Here is a 15,965-nt window from a genome sequence, read left to right on the forward strand (position 1 = left end):
AAAATGCTTTCTCTCTACACCAACCTCTCGGTCCGCCTTCGCAGCGAAAAGGGCGCAACCGCCGTTGAATACGGCGTCATGGTGGCCCTCATTGCTGTTGCCATCATCGTCGCCGTCACTCTGCTTGGTGGTAACCTCACCGAGCTCTTCAATAGCACTGCTTGCTCCGTCAAGGGCGGCACATGGACGGCGACGACCACCGCCCTCGCAGGCAGCTGCTCCAAGTAACCGTCAGGGCTTTCCAAACGTGGTGGCGGCGGCATTTGGATCGCCGCCACTTGCGTTTCAGTAACGGAGCGTATGCAAACGAGAGGCACACCCATGAATCGCCAATCCGAACGCGGCGCTGCTGCTGTCGAGTTCGCGATCGTGGTGCCTGTCCTAGTCATGTTGCTTTTGGGAATCATGGAATTCAGCCGGGTTTACAACACCCAAGCATCGTTATCAGCAGCCGCGCGTGAAGGTGTGCGGGTTATGGCCATCTCCAATGATCCAGCGGCCTCACGAACAGCAGCCAAGAACACCGCAGTTTCCCTCAATCCAGTGTTAGTTGATTCAAACATCACCTTCAAGAACCTTGACACGGGTACGGCGACCTGCGCGTCCGGGAACCGCATGTCCGTGACCATCACGTACTCGCTGTCCACCCTGACAGGAATAGCGGGCCCCTTCAGCATGACCGGCCAGGGAGCCATGCTGTGCGGAGGCTGAACCTGACTAAAAGGACGCACGACGGCGAACGCGGCGCTGTTAGCGTCATTGTCGCACTGATGCTGGTGGTCCTCCTCGGCTTTGGTGCCATGGCTGTGGACGTGGCGATGATGTACTCAGAACGCACCCAACTGCATAACGGAGCCGACGCCGCCGCCCTGGCAATCGCCCAAAAGTGTGCCAGCAACCTGACAGACCCGGACTGCTCGCCCACGTCGACGTTGGCTGCGAACCTGGCGAACAACAATGCCAATGACAGCCTCAGCAACCTCAAGTCCGTGGTGCTCGACAAGACCAACCGCAAAGTGACCGTTACAGTCGCGTCCCAGGAAGCGGGCCACACTCCAAACCAGGTGTCACTCTTCTTCGCACGCGCCCTGGGACTAAACACCACGGAGGTCAATGCGCCCGCGTCCGTCCAGTGGGGCAGCCCAACTAAAGGTCTGGCCGCCTTCCCCATCACCATTTCGATTTGCCAGGTCCGCGGCCAATACGGAGTCATGCAACTTCTGCAGATGCATGGAACAGGAGCCAACCCCTCCTGCAACTACGGACCCTCCGGTGCTGCAGTGGACGGCGGCTTCGGCGGACTCAAGCAGGACCCCAATGCCTGCGGTGCCACGATCGACATCTCAAAAAGCACCGCCGGCGGCGATACCGGCAACAATCCGCCGCCCTATTGCGACACCCTCTTGAACTCATGGGCGGCGGACATGACAGCCGGAAAAGACGTCATCGTGCTGATCCCCATCTTCAATGCCGTCACCGGTACCGGCACCAATGCCATCTTCGGCCTCACCACCTTCGCCGCCTTCAAAGTCGCCGGCTGGAAATTCGGTCCGACAGGCCTGCCGTACACGTTCCGCAACAGGACGCCGGACGTACCTGCCGCGCTGCAGTGCAAAGAGCCATGCCGCGGAATCATCGGAACCTTCGTCAAATACGTCTCCCTGGCCAACGGTTACACCCTGGGCCCCGTTAATCCGGACGGCGCTACCGTCGTCGTCCTCAGCAGCTAGCCCCACCCCGTCAAGTGGTTTTCAGAGCAACAGGAGAAGTCAGTGAAGTCTCGTATGTTGGCCGGTGTATCAGCAATAGTGCTGGCCATCATCGGAGCGGTCCTCATCGTCACCTATGCCCAGGGTGCCGATCAGAGGGCCATGAAGGATATGGATCCAACTGACGTCCTGGTGGTCACCAAGGCTGTCCCGGCAGGTTCGTCCCTCGATGTCGTGAGGGCCTCTGTGGCAGTGCAGCAGGTTCCCGCCACCGCTGTTTCCAAGACCGCCCTGAAAAACCTCGACGACGCGGCCGGCAAGGTGGCGGCCGTCGACCTCGTCCCCGGCGAACAGCTCCTGAAGGAACGCTTGGTTGACCCCGCGGATGTTAAGACCAGCGGCTCAGTAAAGGTGCCCGCAGGCCTTCAGGAAGTCACGTTCGAGCTGGAGCCAAAGAAGGTGGTTGGAGGCCGCCTTGAAGCAGGCGACCACGTAGGCATCGCGCTTAACTTCACAGCCGGGGCAGACAAGACCAAGGCAGGCGATCCAACCACCCAGCTCACCATCCGCAAGGCCCTGGTCACCGCCGTCCAGCGAGCGCCCCAGCCGTCAGCCACAGCAAAGCCCACGGACGGCACAAACCCTCAAGACACCACACTCCCGCAGGGATCCTTCATGGTGACAGTGGCGGTCAATGACATCGACGCCGCGAAAATCATCTACTCCTCCAACAACGGCGACCTCTGGCTCACCAAGGAACCCCTCGACGCCCAGGACAACGGCCCGTTCATCGCCAGGAAGGACAACGTGTACAAATGAGCCGCTTCGTCCTTCTCTCCCCCAACGCAGACTTTGACCAGAAGCTACGCGCCGCCGTCGCCAACGGCCTGCGCGGCAGCGTCCAGACCATCGCCTCGGACATCCTTCCGGCAGGCCCGGCGGAACTCTTCGGCCTCCTCAACCAGGAGCAGCCGGAAGTCCTGATCATTGGACCCGACGTTCCTTATGAAGAGGCGTTGCGGTTCGCCAAGGTCTTCGACGTCCAGCTCCCGGGCCTCAGCCTGGTCCTGGTCAGTGACGTCCAGCCGGAGTTCCTCCTCCACGCCATGCGCGCCGGCGTCCGCGACATTCTCAGCCCGCAGGCGGACGCGGCGGAAATCAGGGTGCTGCTGGAACGTGCCTGCCAGTCCTTCGCCACCAGGCACCGCAGCCCCGATGCACAGCAGGCGGAAGCAAACACCAAGGGCCTGGTAATCGGCGTCTTCTCCCCCAAGGGCGGCGTAGGCAAAACCACCCTGGCCACCAACATCGCCATCGGCCTGGGCCAGATCGCACCCATGAGCGTGGTGATCGTGGACCTGGACCTGCAGTTCGGCGACGTCGCGTCCGGCCTCTACCTCAATCCGGAGCACACCGTGACGGACGCCGTCACTCCTGCCGCCGCCCAGGATTCCCTGGTCCTCAAGGCCTTCCTCACCGTCCACCCCGCCGGCATCTACGCCCTGTGCGCCCCGCCAAACCCCGTGGACGCGGACCACATCACCCCGGACCAGGTCAGCCGCCTGCTCGAACAGCTCGCCCAGGAGTTCCAGTACGTGGTGGTCGACACTGCCCCCGGCATGCCGGAAATCGGCCTCGCCGCCATGGAACAGTGCACGGACGTGGTCTGGGTCAGCGCCATGGACATCCCCAGCCTCCGTGGCCTGCGCTCCGGCCTGGAGGTGCTCCGCCAGCTGGAGATCATGCCCGAATCCCGCCACGTGGTCCTCAACATGGCGGACAACAAAACCGGCCTGAACGTGCAGGACGTCGAATCCACCATCGGCGCGCCCGTGGACGTCAGCGTCCCCCGCTCCCGCGCCGTGGCCCGGTCCACCAACCGCGGCATACCCCTCCTCCAGGAATCCAAGAAAGACCCCGCCGTCAAAAGCCTCCGCCAGCTGGTGGAGCGCTTCAACCCGGCGTGGCGCACGCAGGCCCAGCGGAAGCTTCACCGAAGGGTGGTTATCTGATGAAACTCTCTGAACGCATCAACGCGGTCCAGAACCGTACCCAGGCAGCCGGTGCCGGCACGGCGCTGCTCGATGCTCCCCTCCCGGCGCCGCCGCCGTCCGCCGCGGAAAGTCCGGAGCGGTACCTTCCGGCGCATGCCGCCGTCGAACAACCAACGCACGACGACGGCATGCAGCAGGTGCCTGCGGCCCCCAGGGTGGACGTCTTCGCAGCCCTGAAGGACAGGGCGGCAACCGCCCTCTTCGAACGCATGGGTACCCGCTTCAACGACGCCGCCGTCACCGAGCAGGAGCTGCGGAGCACCGCCAAGAAGGAACTGACCCGCATCATCGACGCCGAACAGGTGCCCCTGACGCCCGAGGAGCGCACCCGGCTGGTCCAGGACGTCGCCGACGATGTGCTGGGCTACGGCCCCCTCCAACGCCTGCTGGACGATCCCGCCGTCACGGAAATCATGGTTAACCGGATGGACCAGATCTACGTCGAACGCAAAGGCAAGCTGACTCTCTCCGAGTCCCGTTTCAGCTCCGAGGAACACCTGCGCAAGGTCATCGAACGGATCGTGTCCAAGGTGGGGCGCCGCATCGATGAGTCATCTCCGCTGGTGGACGCTCGCCTGGAGGATGGCTCGCGTGTCAATGCCGTGATCCCCCCGCTGGCTGTGGGCGGCTCCTCGTTGACCATCCGAAAGTTCTCCAAGACCCCATTGACGGTCCGCAACCTCATCGACTTCGGCACGCTGACGCCGGAGATGGCCGAGCTGCTGAACGCCTGCGTGAAGGCCAAGCTCAACATCATCGTCTCCGGTGGTACGGGCACGGGCAAAACCACGCTCCTGAACGTGCTGTCCTCCTTCCTGCCGCACGACGAACGCATTGTCACCATCGAGGACGCCGTGGAACTGCAGATCCAGCAGGAACACGTGGTCCGGCTGGAAAGCCGGCCGCCCAACACGGAGGGCAAGGGTGAAGTCACCATCCGCGAGCTGCTCCGCAACTCCCTCCGTATGCGGCCGGACCGCATTGTGGTGGGTGAGGTCCGTGGCGGGGAATCGCTGGACATGTTGCAGGCCATGAACACCGGCCACGACGGCTCCCTCTCCACCGTGCACTCCAACTCACCCCGCGACGCCGTGGCCCGCCTCGAAACCCTGGTGCTGATGGCCGGCATGGACCTCCCGCTCCGCGCCATCCGCGAGCAGATCGCCTCCGCCGTGAACCTCATCGTCCAGATTTCCAGGCTCCGCGACGGCTCCCGCCGCATCACCCACGTCACGGAGGTCCAGGGCATGGAAGGCGACATTGTCACACTCCAGGACGCCTTCGTCTTCGACTACTCCGCAGGCGTTGACGCGCATGGACGCTTCCTCGGCCGGCCTGTGGCCACAGGGATCCGGCCCCGCTTCATCGACCGGTTCGAGGACCTGGGCATCCATGTCTCCCCCGCTGTATTCGCCGGATCACTGACGCCCGGCGGCAAGTAGGGACGCGGCCATGCTCATCGCCCTCGGCAGCGTCATCCTCCTGGCAGCCATCTGCCTCCTCGGTGTGGCCGTGCTCCTGCCCGGCGCCCCCTCGGTGCCGCTGGACCGCCGTCGTCCGTTTGAACCCGAACCCCCGTCCTCGCTCTCCCGCCTGGCGCTGTCCGGGGTGAGGTCCTTCGAACGTGTCCTCGGCGGCCGCAACGTCAAACTGTTTTCCCGCGCGGAACTGGAACACGCCGGCCTCCGCCTCAGCCAGGCGGAATTCTTCCTGCTCGTGGGCATCGGCGCGTGCGTGGGACTGCTGGTGGGTGTGGTCACCGTGGGTCCCGTCATGGGACTGCTGCTGGCCCTGCTGGCACCATTCGTGGGCAAACTCGTCCTCGGTTTCCTGGCCGGCAAGCGCCGCGCCGCCTTCGACAGCCAGCTGGGCGACACGCTGCAGCTGCTCTCGGGAGGCCTGCGGGCCGGCCACAGCATCCTGCGCGCCATCGACGCCGCTGCCGCCGAGTCCCAAAAGCCGACGTCCGAGGAGATGCGGCGGGTCATCACCGAAACCAGCCTGGGCCGGGACCTGTTGGCCGCCCTCAACGACACGGCGGAGCGGATGAAGAACGAGGACTTCGTCTGGATCTCCCAGGCCATCCAGATCAACCGTGAAGTGGGCGGCAACCTGGCCGAGGTGCTGGACCAGGTGAACGAAACGATCCGCGAGCGCACCGAAATCAAGGGCCACATCAAGGCCCTGGCCGCGGAAGGCAAGTTCTCCGCCTACATCCTGATCGCCATGCCGTTCGGCATTGTGGCCATGCTGCTGGCCGTGAGCCCCAACTACATGAACGCGATGTTCACCCACCCGCTGGGCTGGGTGATGATCGGCGCCTCCTTTGTCCTCATGACCATCGGCGCGCTGTGGATGCGCAAGATCATCGACCTGAAGTTCTGAGGACGCCATGAACCTGACCGTTTTGCTCGCCGTGCTGCTGGTGTGTGTACCTGTGGGGTTGCTGGCCTGGTCCGTGCTCACCGTGGACAAACAGGGGCGCCTCGCTGTGACCGAGTTGCTCTCCCGCGGCGCCCCGCCCGTTACCGCCGCCCCCGCTTCCAACGCCGGCCTGCTGGAAGGAATCGGACGGCGGCTTACTCCCCCGGCGTATGTGGCCTTCCTCGACCGGCTGCTGTCCCTTGCCGGCCGGCCCGCCTCAATGCCGCTGGGCAAGGTACTGGGATCGAAGCTGGGCCTTGGCGTGGCAGGGGCGGCAATTGGCCTCTATCTGACCTCCATTGGCAGCTCGCCGATCATGAAACTCGCCGGGATCTTCGTCCTGGTCCTGGGCTACTTCATCCCGGACCTGCTCCTGTACAGCAAAGGCCAGGAGCGGCAGAAGGCCATGCAGCTGGAACTCGCCAACACGCTGGACCAGATGCTGATTTCGGTGGAAGCCGGGCTGGGCTTCGAGGGGGCCATGGCCCGGGCAGGCGAGAACGGCAAGGGTCCGCTCGCGGAGGAACTTGTGCGCACGCTGCAGGACATGCAGGTGGGACGCAGCCGCAGGGAGTCGTACATCGCCCTGGCCGAACGGACCAACATCCCGGAGCTGCGCAGCTTTGTGCAGGCCGTGGTGCAGGCCGATACCTACGGCATCGCCATCAGCCGGGTGCTGCGTGTCCAGGCCAAGGTCATGCGCGTCAAACGGCGCCAACGCGCTGAAGAAAAGGCCATGAAGCTTCCCGTCATGATCCTTTTCCCGCTGCTGTTCTTCATCTTCCCGGTCCTCTTCATCGCCATTCTGGGACCGGCAGTCATCAACGCGGTGATGACCTTCAGCGGCCACTAAGGGATACGCAGGGGGGCGGCAAGGTTGCCTCAAGGTTTACACAGAATGATCAGAAATTGAACCGCGAAGGAATTCCAGGAAGTAGCCTTGAACAATGCACAGTCCAGATCCCGGCACCAGCGGAAAGAGCCCCGCTGCGGACTCACCGCTCCCCGGGGTCACTCTGCCAGCCCCGCCAACTTCGGACCCAGGCAAGGTCCATTCCCTGGAAGCGGCCGGACTTTTGCCGCTCATTGATGCTGCCGTACTGGATGAACTGGAAGACGAACTGGCAGGATCCGGACTGGCCCGCCGCTTCGCCCGCGACTACGCCGCCATGTGGGACGTCCGCCTGGCCCGGCTGGGAACAGCCGTGGACAGCGAGGATGAAGCCTCCGCCCTGGACGCTGTCATCAGCCTCAAGATCAGCTCCGCCATGGTGGGCGGCATACGGCTGGCCCGGCTCGCCGAACTCCTCGAAGGCCTGATCCGGCAGGGCGACTTCGCCCGGAGCCAGGCCATGATGGCGGATATAGCCCAGGACGGCGCCCTGACTGTTTCCGAGCTGCAGGCGACGTACATCCTGGAAACGGCCAGCGGCACGGCAGAAGGAACGTGTGCGCCGTAAGGGGGCAGCCCCTAAGCGTCGTCCGGACGCCGCGGCGCCAGGCGGTAGCCCACACCGCGGACTGTCTGCAGCCACCGCGGCGACAGCTGGTCCTCCTTGAGTTTGCGCCGCAGGTTTCCCACATGGACCTCCACGGCACGCTCGTCGGCCTCGCTGATGTAGGTGTCCCGGTCGTAGAAATCACCGCGGACCGCGCGCACCAGGTCCGCCCTGGTGCACACCGCGCCCCCGCCCTTCAGCAGCACGTGGAGCAGGTCGAACTCGCTGCGCGTCAGGCCAAGCGGCTCACCCTTGACTTCCACCGTGCGGGTGCGGTGGTTCAGCAGGAGACCGTTGTGCTGAAGGACCCCGGGTTCGGGATGGTGGGCCGCAGGCGCCTGCCCTGGTCCCCGCTGTGCAGGAGACGGTTCCTGTCCGTCCGCTTCATGGCGGGGCCTGCGCATCATCGCCGCCACCCGCGCCCGCAGTTCCCTGGGGCGGAAAGGTTTGGCAATGTAATCGTCCGCCCCGGCATTGAGCGCCGACAGCAGGTCAGGTTCGTCGGTCCGGCCGGTCAGCATCACCACATAGGCGTTGCTGAAATTCCGGATCCGCCGCAGAACCTCAAACCCGTCAATATCCGGCAAACCGATATCCAGCGTCACAACGTTGGCTTGCTTGCCGCGAACCACCTCAACCCCGGAGCGCCCATCAACTGCTGTATGCACTTCGAAGCCTGCCTGCGTCAGCACTCCTTCAAGGAGGTTACGCACATCGGCATCATCTTCGATGACTACAGCTACACCAAGATCGTCCATTACTATCCCTGCGCCAGGCGGAGATGGCCCCCCATTGGCCCAGCGCCAATGCCACTCCCGCTCCAACCATTTATACGCTACTAGTAAGCCGGGCTGATGACACCCCAATCGGCCCCGGAAATTGAAAAGTCAATTATTATGACAAGACATGTGCAATATCCGAAGGAAACGCTGGTTGTCCAGGGCAACTACTGGGTAATGGATAACCTTGGCAGCGCTTGCTTTCCAGACGTAAAGGGGTACGAGTCAAAAACATGGCCGAGCCGTTGTTCCGCCGTGGACCCGGCCGCATCTTCCGCCGGCTGGGGACGCGCGCCCAGGTGGTTTTGTGCCAGCTCCCCCTTTCGCTCCTTGTGGCCGCAATTGCCGTTGCCACCCCCTTTGCGTGGCCTTCCCTCACCCACAGCCCGCTCTACCTGGCCGGGATCGTCCTGCACGCCATCCTGTTCCTTGGCTGCTTCCTGGTCCCGTGGGAACGTCTGGCCCACCGCCCATATTTGCTGATTCCGGTCCTGGACTTCGTCGCCATCGGGCTCCTGCGAAACGGGGCGGCGCCCCTCCTGCCGGGCCTCGCAGTGCTGGTGGTTTTCCCGGTCATCTGGCTCTCTGCCTCCGGCATGCTGGCCCGCAGCAGCCTGGTGCTCAGCTTCCTGGGCCCCCTGCTGATCATGCTTCCCTCAGTGGCCGAAGACTTCCCTGCCGTCACCGCCGGGGACATCACCAGCGCAGTCCTGTTTCCCCTCATGATGCTCGCCGTGCCGCTGGCCATCCGCTTCGCCAGCGTCAGCCTCCGCCAGCAGCAGGCTGAATTGGCGGACAAGGACCGGGAACTCCGGGACCTTCTGGCCGCCAGCCGGGAACGGGAGAAGCTTCTTGAAACCGTGCTGGACGCTACGGACGTAGGTATTGCCGCCGTCGACCGCTCCGGGCACTTCCTGGTTTCCAACAGCAGGCAGCGCAACTTCCGCCGCGCCACGGGCGCCGATGAGGCCATTCCCGGGCAGGGACACCAGCTGATTTTTGGCCAGGACCGCGTCACCCTTCTTCCGCCGGACCGGCGCCCCATCAGCAGGGCCATGGCCGGGGAGTCCTTCGCCGACTACCTGGTTTGGGCGGGCGAAGGCCCGGACCAGCGCGCCGTGTCCACCGCCGCGCGCCCGCTGGTCAGCGAAGGTGGCCGCCTCACGGGCGCAGTCGTGGTTTACAGCGACGTGACCGGCTGGGTGGAGTCCCTTGCTGCCAACCAGGAACTCGTCTCCAACGTCTCGCACGAATTCAAGAACCCCCTGAACTCGATCGTGGGGAATATGGACCTTGTGCTGGATGACGCCGAACTCCTGCCTCCCCACATCACCCGGCGCCTGCTGGTGGTGCAGCGCAACGCTGAACGGCTGCTGGACATGGTGGCCGACCTCACCACCTCCGCCTCCGCCACGCTGAACGTCCACCCCAAGCGCACGGACCTGGCCAGCCTGGTGGAGACCAGCCTGAGCTCCGCCCAGGCCTCGGCCGAGCGGTCCCATGTGGAGATCGCCGCGGACGTCCCGTCACCGCTGTGGGCCTACGCCGATCCCTTGCGGATAGGACAGGTGCTGGACAACCTGGTGTCCAATGCCATCAAGTACTCCCCCGACGGCGGCAGGGTCAGTATCAGCGCCCGGGCAGACAATCAGTGGGTCCGGCTGAGCGTTACGGACACCGGGATGGGTATGTCCACCGAGGACGCCGCGAAGGCCTTCAACCGCTTCTTCCGGTCCGAATCTGCCCGGAGGGCAGCCATTCCGGGGGCAGGGCTGGGACTTTCCATCACCCGAATGATCGTGGAGCGGCATGGGGGCAGCATCATGTGCGAGAGCGGCGAGGGCCAGGGCAGCACCTTCACGGTGACGCTGCCGGCAGAAGGTCCTCCGCCGGCGTTCTAGGACCATCCATTGTTGAGTAACTGTCGTTCAGGCCCCAAAACGGCAGCGGGCCCACGCCGGCGAGGGCCCCGGCCCGAGCTTGCGAGGGCTGGGAGCCGGTGGGGCGCAGTCGATGAGTCGGTCCACGCCCGCAGGGTGCCCTGGCCGAACCTGTGAGGCTAGGGTGCGGCCGGCGAATCGCGGACAGCCCGGGTTTGCTCGGCGCGGGCCAGCAGTTCGCCGTCCGAAGGGTACGCCACTTCCTCCAGCACCAGGGGATGCGGGGCGGCAAGGACGGACTTCGCGTCCCGCTTTTGCAGGAGGAGCCGCTCGTACAACCAGCCAGGCTCCACGGCTCCCTCCCCCACGTACAGGGCTGATCCGATCAGCGCGCGGACCATGTTGTGGCAGAACGCATCAGCCTGGACGGTGGCTACGATGACGCCGTCCTCGCCGCGCCGGAACTCAAAGCGCTGCAGCTCGCGGATGGTAGTGGCCCCTTCGCGCGGCTTGCAGAAGGACAGGAAGTTCTGCAGGCCCAGCAGCTGCGACGCCCCCTGGTTGAGCAGCTCAACATCCAATGGGTTCTTATGCCACAGGGTGAAGTACCGCTCCAGCGGATCCCACAGGGCCGGTCCGTCCGCGATGCGGTAGCTGTACCGGCGCCAGAGGGCCGAGAAGCGGGCGTCGAAACCTTCTGGAGCAAGCGTAACCGCATGCACCTCGACAGCCCCGGGCAGGTCCCCCAGGGCGCGGTTCAAGGCCCCGCGGAGCCTGCGCAGCATGGCGACGGCGGGATCCAGCTCGTGCCCGCGCGGCAGTCCCAGCCACTCGGCTTCAGTGAGGTCCAGATGGACCACTTGGCCACGCGCGTGGACGCCCGCGTCGGTGCGGCCGGCAACGGTGACCCGCACCGCCCGGCGCACCAGGAGCTGGATCGCCTCCTCCAGGACGCCTTGGACGGTCCGCAGCCCTGGCTGCACTGCCCACCCGCTGAACGGGCCGCCGTCGTAGGAAAGATCGAGCCGGATACGCAAAAACCCGCCGCCCCCTGGAACGGGGGCCGCGGGTTTTTGGTGGTTCACAGACCTAAGTCTATGCGAAGGAAATCAGCGAATTACTTCGCGTCCTTCTCCTCGGCTGCGGGAGCTTCGGCAGCTTCCTCAGCGGCGGGTGCCTCTTCGGTTGCAGCTTCCTCAGCAGCAGGTGCCTCTTCGGTTGCAGCAGCTTCCTCAGCGGCCGGAGCCTCTTCAACGGGAGCTTCCTCGGCGGCCGGAGCAGCCTTGGCAGCAGCCTGGGTAGCCTCGGCTACGACGGCCTGCTTGGCGGAAACCGGCTCGAGGACCAGTTCGATGACAGCCATGGGAGCGTTGTCGCCCTTGCGGTTGCCGATCTTGGTGATGCGGGTGTAGCCGCCGTCGCGGTTCTCCACTGCCTGCGCGATGTCGGTGAACAGCTCGTGGACGACGCCCTTGTTGCTGATCAGGCCGAGCACGCGGCGGCGGGAAGCGAGGTCGCCACGCTTGGCGAAGGTCACCAGGCGCTCTGCGTACGGCTTCAGGCGCTTGGCCTTGGTGACCGTGGTGGTGATCCGCTTGTGCTCGAACAGGGATGCTGCCAGGTTCGCGAGCATGAGGCGCTCGTGAGCCGGGCCGCCTCCGAGGCGCGGACCCTTAGTGGGGGTAGGCATAATTGTTTCTCCTCATGTGGAAGCCGTGGGCGGCACACCATGGTACTGCCCGCCGGCCAAGGTCTGGTTTAGAGTTCGTCGTCGCCGAAGGCGGCGTCGTCCTCTTCGATTGCTGCGGCGCGTGCTGCGAGGTCAAAACCGGGAGGCGAGTCCTTGAGGGACAGGCCCAGTTCAACCAGCTTTGCCTTGACCTCGTCAATGGACTTGGCACCGAAGTTGCGGATGTCCATCAGGTCAGCCTCGGAGCGGGCAACGAGTTCACCCACGGTGTGGATGCCCTCACGCTTGAGGCAGTTGTAGGAACGGACGGTGAGGTCCAGATCCTCGATCGGCAGTGCCATGTCCGCTGCCAGGGCAGCGTCGGTGGGCGAGGGGCCGATCTCGATACCTTCAGCTGCGGTGTTCAGCTCACGGGCCAGACCGAACAGTTCCACCAGGGTGGTGCCTGCGGAAGCGACGGCATCGCGCGGGGCGATGGCCTGCTTGGTCTCGACGTCGACAATCAGCTTGTCGAAGTCGGTGCGCTGCTCAACACGGGTTGCTTCCACGCGGAAAGTAACCTTCAGCACCGGCGAGTAGATGGAGTCGACCGGGATGCGGCCGATCTCTGCGTCGCCGGACTTGTTCTGAGCTGCCGAAACGTAGCCGCGGCCGCGCTCGATGGTGAGTTCGAGTTCGAACTTGCCCTTCGAGTTCAGCGTGGCGATGTGCAGATCCGGGTTGTGGAATTCGACGCCGGCCGGCGGAGCGATGTCCGCGGCGGTGACGACTCCGGGGCCCTGCTTGCGCAGGTAGGCAACGACGGGCTCGTCGTGCTCGGAGGAAACCGACAGGTTCTTGATGTTCAGGATGATCTCGGTGACATCTTCCTTGACACCCGGAACCGTGGTGAACTCGTGCAGCACACCATCGATCCGGATGCTGGTTACGGCAGCACCGGGGATGGAGGAGAGCAGGGTACGGCGGAGGGAGTTTCCGAGGGTGTAGCCGAAGCCCGGTTCCAGCGGTTCAATGACGAAACGCGAACGGTTTTCGGAGACTACCTCTTCGGAGAGGGTGGGGCGCTGTGCAATGAGCACTTAGGTTTCCTTTCGGCGAGCATCCGCTATATGACGCAACACAGGTGGTGGAAATTCGGTCTGAAGACTTAACGCGCTGGGCTTGCCCGGACCATCGCTGGTCCGGGCAAGCTCCTGCTGCGGAAAGAATTAGACGCGGCGGCGCTTCGGCGGGCGGCAGCCGTTGTGGGCTGCGGGGGTGACGTCCTGGATGGAGCCAACCTCGAGGCCAGCGGCCTGCAGCGAACGGATGGCGGTTTCGCGTCCGGAACCCGGTCCCTTGACGAAAACGTCTACCTTGCGCATGCCGTGCTCCTGCGCACGCTTGGCAGCGGCTTCGGCAGCCATCTGGGCAGCGAACGGGGTGGACTTGCGCGAGCCCTTGAAGCCAACCTCGCCAGAGGAAGCCCAGGAAATAACAGCGCCGGTCGGATCCGTGATGGAAACGATGGTGTTGTTAAAGGTGCTCTTGATGTGCGCCTGGCCAAGCGCGATATTCTTCTTGTCCTTCTTACGCGGCTTGCGAACCGCGCCACGAGTCTTCGGGGGCATTTTTTCTCCTACAGAAAGTTATTGGGGAAAGCTCCGTCAAAAATCCCGGACGGGATTTTTAGCGGGCCTTCTTCTTGCCGGCGACGGTACGCTTCGGGCCCTTGCGGGTACGTGCGTTGGTCTTCGTACGCTGACCGCGTACGGGCAGGCCCTTGCGGTGGCGCAGGCCTTCGTAGCTGCCGATTTCAACCTTGCGGCGGATGTCAGCTGCTACTTCGCGGCGAAGGTCACCCTCAACCTTGTAGTTGCCTTCAATGTAGTCACGCAGCTCAACCAGCTGGGCGTCAGTCAGGTCCTTGACGCGAACGTCAGCGCTGATGCCCGTGGCAGCCAGGGTTTCGTGTGCACGGGTCTTGCCCACGCCGTAGATGTAAGTAAGCGCAATTTCCAGCCGCTTTTCGCGGGGAATGTCTACGCCAGCGAGACGAGCCATAGTGGCAGTACTCCTTGATAAACCGGAGGTCGTAGGCAGTACACCCGCACGGTCCGTGCGGCCCCAGCCTCCGACCGGGGGTTAGCTGTCCGGACTCTTTCGAGCTCAATGTTCCAGATCAGCTTGTGCTGCCTTTATTTACTTGCGTGGGTTAGCAACCCAGGATTTCCTTCAGGGAAGGAAATTAGCCCTGGCGCTGCTTGTGGCGCGGGTTCTCGCAGATCACCATGACCCGGCCATTACGGCGGATCACTTTGCACTTTTCGCAGATCTGCTTGACGCTCGGCTTGACCTTCATGGCATTCCTTTGCGTGTAGCAGTTTGGTCAACTGGAGCGGCCGCCAGTTCGAACTGACGCCGCCCAGCAATTTACTTGTAGCGGTAGACGATACGACCACGGGTGAGGTCGTACGGGCTCAGCTCCACCACTACGCGGTCCTCGGGGAGGATTCGGATGTAGTGCTGACGCATCTTTCCAGAGATGTGTGCCAGAACGATGTGCTTGTTGGTGAGCTCAACGCGAAACATCGCGTTAGGCAGCGCCTCGGTCACAACGCCTTCGATCTCAATGACCCCGTCCTTCTTGGCCATACCCTCCGCTAACTGTTGTTGCCGCAGCCCCGCCGGATTGCACCGGGCATGACCACGAACGTTTTTGTTGGATCGATTGCCGGCTCCAGGCCCAAAAGGGCGTGGCAGTCCAGACAACCAACAAACAACACTACCCTCTTGGCCGGTAAAAGTTAAATCGGCCATAGTAGCCTACGCGGTGCGGTATGCACCATATTCACCGGCAGGAGTGATGATGCCTTCCGCGCTGGCAACGCCGTCAAGGATCGCCAAACGTACGACGTCGGCTGCCGCGCTTTGCAGGGTAATGAGGCTGAGCTGCCGGGCAGCCTCGTCCGAACGGTCGAGTCCCAAGGTCCCGGTTGCAAGGCAAAAAACAGTATCCCCATCGGCAAGCGTATGGGAAGGATTTAACGCCCGCGCGATCCCGGCATGGGAGGCCGAGGCAGTCCTTTTACATTCGGCCACGTCAAGAACGGCATTCGTGGCCACCACGACAAGGGTGGTGTTCAGTGGCGCGGGATCAGCGCGGCCGGCCGGGTCCGGCGCAGCTGACCCCAGCGGCAGGCCCAACGCGTTGACTACGGCGAGGGCTCCGACTACCAACCCGTTCTCCATGGTGACCGATGCGGTTCCCACGCCCCCCTTGAACTGCCCCCTGCCGATGAGCGCTCCGGTGCCGGCACCCACGTTGCCGCGTCCGACGTCGCGCCCTTCCTTTTGTGCGGCAGCGGCGGCGGCTGCAGCGTAGCCCATGTCCGGCGTCGGGCGTGCGGAAAAGTCGCCGCCCCTGCCGAGGTCGAAGATGGCGGCGGCGGGGACGATGGGCACCACCCCGCCGGGGACCGGAAATCCGCGGCCGTGCTCCTCACACCATCGCTGGGCACCGGCGGCGGACGCGAGGCCGTAGGCGCTGCCGCCCGTGAGCACTACCGCATCCACCTTGCTGACCAGGGTAGTGGGGTCCAGCGCATCGGTTTCGTGCGTGGCCGGTCCGCCGCCTTGGACATCCACCGAGCCCACGGTGCCCTGCGGCGCAAGGACCACCGTGACACCTGTCAACCAGCCGTCAGCGTCGTTCTGCACATGCCCCACACAGATACCCGGTACGTCGGCAATGGTTCCCATGCCCCCATTGTCCCTCCGCTGGCGTGCCCCTGCCGCATCGGCGAACTTTATGCGAGACTGCAAACAACACAGGGTTAATGGGCAACGAAGCCTTTGTTAACTATTGGAGGAGAAGGGCTTTTCCAGGGGTTTCGCCCACCAACAATGTGGTGAAGTAATAGCTTGATTCCCCTTACCCGCGAGACCGGC

The 15,965-nt window shown here is 64.0% G+C and carries 19 protein-coding genes; 10 read left to right on the plus strand and 9 right to left on the minus strand.

All coding sequences use genetic code 11. From position 1 onward, the window contains the following. Positions 1-3 precede the first annotated feature (3 nt). The 9 genes from J2X98_RS03425 to J2X98_RS03465 all read left to right on the plus strand — a co-directional run bounded on the left by J2X98_RS03425 (position 4) and on the right by J2X98_RS03465 (position 7,647). Positions 4-228: a Flp family type IVb pilin gene (locus J2X98_RS03425; RefSeq protein ID WP_307304286.1), complete on the plus strand. Its 225-nt coding sequence runs from the start codon at positions 4-6 to the stop codon at positions 226-228. A 93-nt stretch (positions 229-321) separates the two neighbouring features. Further along, positions 322-711 (plus strand): TadE/TadG family type IV pilus assembly protein, encoded by a 390-nt coding sequence (locus tag J2X98_RS03430; protein WP_307304289.1) that lies wholly within the window; start codon positions 322-324, stop codon positions 709-711. Further along, positions 699-1,730, plus strand: a complete 1,032-nt coding sequence (locus tag J2X98_RS03435) for a Tad domain-containing protein (protein WP_307304292.1) — start codon at positions 699-701, stop codon at positions 1,728-1,730. Before J2X98_RS03430 ends, J2X98_RS03435 begins: the two co-directional genes overlap by 13 nt. Positions 1,731-1,772: 42 nt before the next feature. Continuing rightward, positions 1,773-2,528 carry a Flp pilus assembly protein CpaB gene (gene cpaB, locus J2X98_RS03440; protein WP_307304295.1) on the plus strand — a complete coding sequence of 252 codons (756 nt, stop codon included), beginning with the start codon at positions 1,773-1,775 and terminating at the stop codon, positions 2,526-2,528. Beyond that, positions 2,525-3,721, plus strand: a complete 1,197-nt coding sequence (locus J2X98_RS03445; RefSeq protein ID WP_307304300.1) for an AAA family ATPase — start codon at positions 2,525-2,527, stop codon at positions 3,719-3,721. Before cpaB ends, J2X98_RS03445 begins: the two co-directional genes overlap by 4 nt. Further along, on the plus strand, positions 3,721-5,205 hold the full coding sequence (locus J2X98_RS03450) for a CpaF family protein (RefSeq protein ID WP_307304301.1): 1,485 nt from the start codon (positions 3,721-3,723) through the stop codon (positions 5,203-5,205). The genes J2X98_RS03445 and J2X98_RS03450 overlap by 1 nt, the downstream gene beginning before the upstream one ends. A 10-nt stretch (positions 5,206-5,215) precedes the next feature. Beyond that, positions 5,216-6,148: a type II secretion system F family protein gene (locus J2X98_RS03455; protein WP_307304304.1), complete on the plus strand. Its 933-nt coding sequence runs from the start codon at positions 5,216-5,218 to the stop codon at positions 6,146-6,148. 7 nt (positions 6,149-6,155) lie between these two features. Further along, positions 6,156-7,040: a type II secretion system F family protein gene (locus tag J2X98_RS03460; protein WP_307304307.1), complete on the plus strand. Its 885-nt coding sequence runs from the start codon at positions 6,156-6,158 to the stop codon at positions 7,038-7,040. A 94-nt stretch (positions 7,041-7,134) separates the two neighbouring features. Next, a complete protein-coding gene (locus tag J2X98_RS03465) occupies positions 7,135-7,647 on the plus strand; it encodes an Hpt domain-containing protein (RefSeq protein ID WP_307304309.1) in 513 nt (170 codons plus the stop codon). An 11-nt stretch (positions 7,648-7,658) separates the two neighbouring features. Here J2X98_RS03465 and J2X98_RS03470 read toward each other — a convergent pair whose 3' ends face one another. After that, on the minus strand, positions 7,659-8,444 hold the full coding sequence (locus J2X98_RS03470) for a response regulator transcription factor (RefSeq protein WP_141942648.1): 786 nt from the start codon (positions 8,442-8,444) through the stop codon (positions 7,659-7,661). Positions 8,445-8,698: 254 nt separating this feature from the next. Between J2X98_RS03470 and J2X98_RS03475 the strand changes: the two genes are divergently transcribed. Next, on the plus strand, positions 8,699-10,366 hold the full coding sequence (locus J2X98_RS03475) for a sensor histidine kinase (protein ID WP_307304311.1): 1,668 nt from the start codon (positions 8,699-8,701) through the stop codon (positions 10,364-10,366). 158 nt (positions 10,367-10,524) lie between these two features. Here J2X98_RS03475 and truA read toward each other — a convergent pair whose 3' ends face one another. The 8 genes from truA to J2X98_RS03515 form a co-directional block, all read right to left on the minus strand. Then, on the minus strand, positions 10,525-11,430 hold the full coding sequence (truA, locus tag J2X98_RS03480; protein WP_307304315.1) for a tRNA pseudouridine(38-40) synthase TruA: 906 nt from the start codon (positions 11,428-11,430) through the stop codon (positions 10,525-10,527). Between the two features lie 32 nt (positions 11,431-11,462). After that, positions 11,463-12,035, minus strand: coding sequence for a 50S ribosomal protein L17 (rplQ, locus tag J2X98_RS03485; protein WP_307304319.1), 573 nt, complete (start codon positions 12,033-12,035; stop codon positions 11,463-11,465). Positions 12,036-12,103: 68 nt separating this feature from the next. Beyond that, positions 12,104-13,114 (minus strand): DNA-directed RNA polymerase subunit alpha, encoded by a 1,011-nt coding sequence (locus J2X98_RS03490; protein WP_009358719.1) that lies wholly within the window; start codon positions 13,112-13,114, stop codon positions 12,104-12,106. A 129-nt stretch (positions 13,115-13,243) separates the two neighbouring features. Then, positions 13,244-13,645 carry a 30S ribosomal protein S11 gene (gene rpsK, locus J2X98_RS03495; protein ID WP_009358720.1) on the minus strand — a complete coding sequence of 134 codons (402 nt, stop codon included), beginning with the start codon at positions 13,643-13,645 and terminating at the stop codon, positions 13,244-13,246. Between the two features lie 58 nt (positions 13,646-13,703). Beyond that, positions 13,704-14,078, minus strand: coding sequence for a 30S ribosomal protein S13 (rpsM, locus tag J2X98_RS03500; protein WP_003803743.1), 375 nt, complete (start codon positions 14,076-14,078; stop codon positions 13,704-13,706). A 184-nt stretch (positions 14,079-14,262) separates the two neighbouring features. Further along, entirely contained in the window at positions 14,263-14,376 is a 114-nt protein-coding gene (gene rpmJ / locus J2X98_RS03505; protein WP_009358722.1) for a 50S ribosomal protein L36, read from the minus strand. Positions 14,377-14,447: 71 nt separating this feature from the next. Beyond that, entirely contained in the window at positions 14,448-14,669 is a 222-nt protein-coding gene (infA, locus tag J2X98_RS03510; protein ID WP_009358723.1) for a translation initiation factor IF-1, read from the minus strand. 171 nt (positions 14,670-14,840) lie between these two features. Then, positions 14,841-15,776, minus strand: a complete 936-nt coding sequence (locus J2X98_RS03515) for a P1 family peptidase (protein WP_307304322.1) — start codon at positions 15,774-15,776, stop codon at positions 14,841-14,843. Positions 15,777-15,965: the final 189 nt, after the last annotated feature.

This window comes from Pseudarthrobacter enclensis, from assembly GCF_030811655.1.
Classification (GTDB): Bacteria; Actinomycetota; Actinomycetes; order Actinomycetales; family Micrococcaceae; genus Arthrobacter; species Arthrobacter enclensis_A.